This window comes from Melaminivora alkalimesophila (assembly GCF_000282995.1).
Lineage (GTDB): Bacteria > Pseudomonadota > Gammaproteobacteria > Burkholderiales > Burkholderiaceae_C > Melaminivora > Melaminivora alkalimesophila.
Map to the genome: position 1 here is coordinate 1 of NZ_ALEE01000609.1, position 3,018 is coordinate 3,018.

4 protein-coding genes are annotated in these 3,018 nt (G+C 69.4%); all 4 read right to left on the bottom strand.

Annotated features, from left to right (window positions below):
* A partial coding sequence (gene rplE / locus A612_RS11990; protein ID WP_019374714.1) for a 50S ribosomal protein L5 occupies positions 1-356 on the bottom strand: 356 nt, incomplete at its 3' end.
* Positions 357-366: 10 nt separating this feature from the next.
* Positions 367-687 (bottom strand): 50S ribosomal protein L24, encoded by a 321-nt coding sequence (gene rplX, locus A612_RS11995; protein ID WP_019374715.1) that lies wholly within the window; start codon positions 685-687, stop codon positions 367-369.
* A 13-nt stretch (positions 688-700) separates the two neighbouring features.
* The gene (rplN, locus tag A612_RS12000) at positions 701-1,069 is read right to left on the bottom strand and encodes a 50S ribosomal protein L14 (protein WP_019374716.1); all 369 of its coding nucleotides are present in this window, start codon (positions 1,067-1,069) and stop codon (positions 701-703) included.
* A gap of 244 nt (positions 1,070-1,313) precedes the next feature.
* Positions 1,314-2,912 (bottom strand): glycerol-3-phosphate dehydrogenase/oxidase, encoded by a 1,599-nt coding sequence (locus A612_RS12005; RefSeq protein WP_019374717.1) that lies wholly within the window; start codon positions 2,910-2,912, stop codon positions 1,314-1,316.
* Positions 2,913-3,018 lie beyond the last annotated feature (106 nt).

The following is a 3,018-nucleotide window of genomic DNA, read 5'->3' on the forward strand; positions in this document are numbered from 1 at the left end:
CCGGAGATGCCGCGGAAGTCGCGCACGCGCGGCAGGGCCACGGTGACGAAGCGGTCCAGGAACTCGTACATGCGCACGCCACGCAGCGTGACCATGCAGCCGATCGCCTGGCCTTCACGGATCTTGAAGCCGGCGATGGCGCGCTTGGCCTTGGTGACCACGGGCTTCTGGCCGGCTATTTTTGTGAGGTCGGCCACGGCGTTGTCCATCACCTTCTTGTCGGCCACGGCCTCGCTCACGCCCATGTTGAGCGTGATCTTCGTGAGGCGCGGGACTTCCATGATGGATTGGTAGCCGAACTTTTCCTTCAGTTCGGCGGCGATCTTCTCGCGGTAGAGTTTTTGCAGTCGTGCCATGGGGGATCCTTTAAGCCGTCTTGATTTCGGCGCCGCTGGACTTGTAGACACGCACGCGCTTGCCGTCGTCCTGCACCTTGATGCCCACGCGATCGGCGCGGCCGGTGGCGGCGTTGAAGATCGCCACGTTGGACTGGTGGATGGGCATGGCCTTCTCCACGATGCCGCCCACGGTGCCCTTCATGGGGTTGGGCTTGACGTGCTTCTTGACGAGGTTGATGCCCTCGATGATGAGGTAGGAGTCGTCCTTGCGCGCCGAGACGGTGCCGCGCTTGCCCTTGTCGCGCCCGGCGAGCACGATGACTTCGTCACCCTTGCGGATCTTGTTCATGGGGCTTCCCTTTTCAGAGGACTTCCGGAGCCAGGGACACGATCTTCATGAAGCGCTCGCTGCGCAGCTCGCGCGTCACGGGGCCGAAGATGCGGGTGCCGATGGGCTCCAGCTTGGTGTTGAGCAGCACGGCGGCATTGCCGTCGAACTTGACGAGCGAGCCGTCTGCGCGGCGGATGCCCTTGGCGGTGCGCACCACCACGGCGCTGTAGATCTCGCCCTTCTTGACGCGTCCGCGCGGAGCAGCCTCCTTGACGCTCACCTTGATGATGTCGCCGACGCTGGCGTAGCGGCGCTTGGAGCCGCCCAGCACCTTGATGCACTGCACGGACTTCGCGCCGGTGTTGTCGGCGACGTCCAACCGAGTTTCTGTCTGGATCATGTGAATATTCCCAACTTGTACCAGCGGCCCCTCACCCGAGAACCGGATGCAGGAAGGCAAGCGCCAGTCAGTCTTGGGCCCGTCGTCCACGCCGCAAATCGTTTCGCAAGCGTTTCCGCTGGGCAGATAAGCCTCGCGCCATAGGCAATATGGCGCGAAGCCGGCAATTGTCGCAAAGACGCAAGAGGCCGTCAAGCCCCTTCACCCATCTTTTTCGCTGGGGACCGATCGCGCGGGCGCTCGCCTAGCGCGGCACGCGGGCGTACTGCTGTGCCAGCGCCTCGAAGGCGGCCAGCTGCGGGTCGTGGCCGGGCAGTTCCTCGGCCAGGATCGCGGCCACACGCGGCGCCAGCCGCTGCGCCAGGCGCGCGTTCAGGAACAGCACGCGCACGCGCCGGGCCAGCACGTCCTCCACGGTGCGTGCGTATTCGTGGCGCACGGCCCAGCGCACCATGGCCTCGCTGAAACCCTCGGCCAGCGCCACGTCCGCGCCCGGCAAGGCCACCACCTGGGCCGCCTCGCTGCCGTAGGAGTGCAGGCCCTGGGGCTCGTGCATGCCGTGGCGCGGCGGCTGCGTGGGCGCCCCCACCACCGGCAGCGAGGCCGTGGCGCCCGCGGCGCGGCGCGGCAGCAACCCGGCCTCGAAACACTTGTCCAGCACGTCCTCGGCCATGGCGCGGTAGGTGGTCCACTTGCCGCCCGTCACCGTGACCAGGCCACTGGGGCTCGCCAGCACCGTGTGCTCGCGGCTGATGCCCTTGGTGGCGCCCCCCTCGTCGTTCTGCGGCTTGACCAGCGGGCGCAGCCCCACCCAGATGCTGCGCACGTCCTCGGCCTTCGGCGCGCGGCGCAGGTAGCGCGCAGCCTCGCCCAGGATGAAGGCGACCTCCTCGCGCATCGCCACGGGCTCGCGCGCCAGGTCGTGGCGCGGGCTGTCGGTGGTGCCCAGGATCAGCTTGCCCAGCCACGGCACGGCGAACAGCACGCGCCCGTCCGCCGTCTTGGGGACCATCAGCGCGTGCTCACTGGGCAGGAATTCGCGGTCCACGACCAGGTGCACGCCCTGGCTGGGGGCGACCATGGCGGGCAGCTGGCGGCCCGCCGCCTCGCCGTCGCGCTGGCGCAGCGCGTCCACCCACACGCCCGTGGCGTTCACCACGCAGCGCGCGCGCACCTCGAAGCGCCGCCCGCTTTCCGCATCCTCGCAAACCACGCCGGCGACCTTGCCGGCCTCGTAGCGCAGATCGGTCACCGGGCAATAGTTGACCAACAGGGCGCCGCGCGCCGCAGCCGTGCGCGCCAGGGCAAGCGCCAGGCGCGCATCGTCGAACTGACCGTCCCAGTATTTCACGCCGCCCTTCAGCCCCTCGGCCACGGCGGTCGGCAGGCAGCGCAGGGTCTCCATGCGGCCCAGGCATTCGGTGGCGCCCAGCCCGGCCTTGCCGGCCAGCGCGTCGTACATCTTCAGGCCCGTGCCGTAGAACGGCGTCTCCCACAGCTTGTAGGAGGGCATGACGAAGGCCAGCGGCTGCGCCAGGTGGGACGCGTTCTTCAGCAGCGTGGTGCGCTCGTGCAGTGCCTCGCGCACCAGGGCGATGTTGCCCTGCGCCAGGTAGCGCACGCCGCCGTGCACCAGCTTGGTGGCGCGGGACGACGTGCCCTTGGCGAAATCGTGCGACTCCAGCAGCACCACCGAGAAGCCCCGCGCCGCCGCATCCAGCGCCACGCCCAGGCCGGTGGCGCCGCCGCCGACGACGGCGAGGTCGTAGGTTGTGGGCTCGGCCAGGCGGGCGAGCAGGTGGGCGCGGTCGGTGGGCAGGGGGGCGGCGGTCTCGGCGGTCATGGACGCGATTCTCACCCAGTTGGCGCGGTCGTGTCGGGGTTTACCCGAAACTGCCGTTCTCCGGCCCCGCGCCGGCGCACCCGCGCGTGCAGCCCCCGCGCGGCCG

Excerpts from the sequence above, each read along its gene's own strand:
- rplN (WP_019374716.1), bottom strand. The coding sequence starts at position 1,069 with ATGATCCAGACAGAAACTCGGTTGGACGTCGCCGACAACACCGGCGCG.
- rplX (WP_019374715.1), bottom strand. The coding sequence starts at position 687 with ATGAACAAGATCCGCAAGGGTGACGAAGTCATCGTGCTCGCCGGGCGC.
- A612_RS12005 (WP_019374717.1), bottom strand. The coding sequence starts at position 2,912 with ATGACCGCCGAGACCGCCGCCCCCCTGCCCACCGACCGCGCCCACCTG.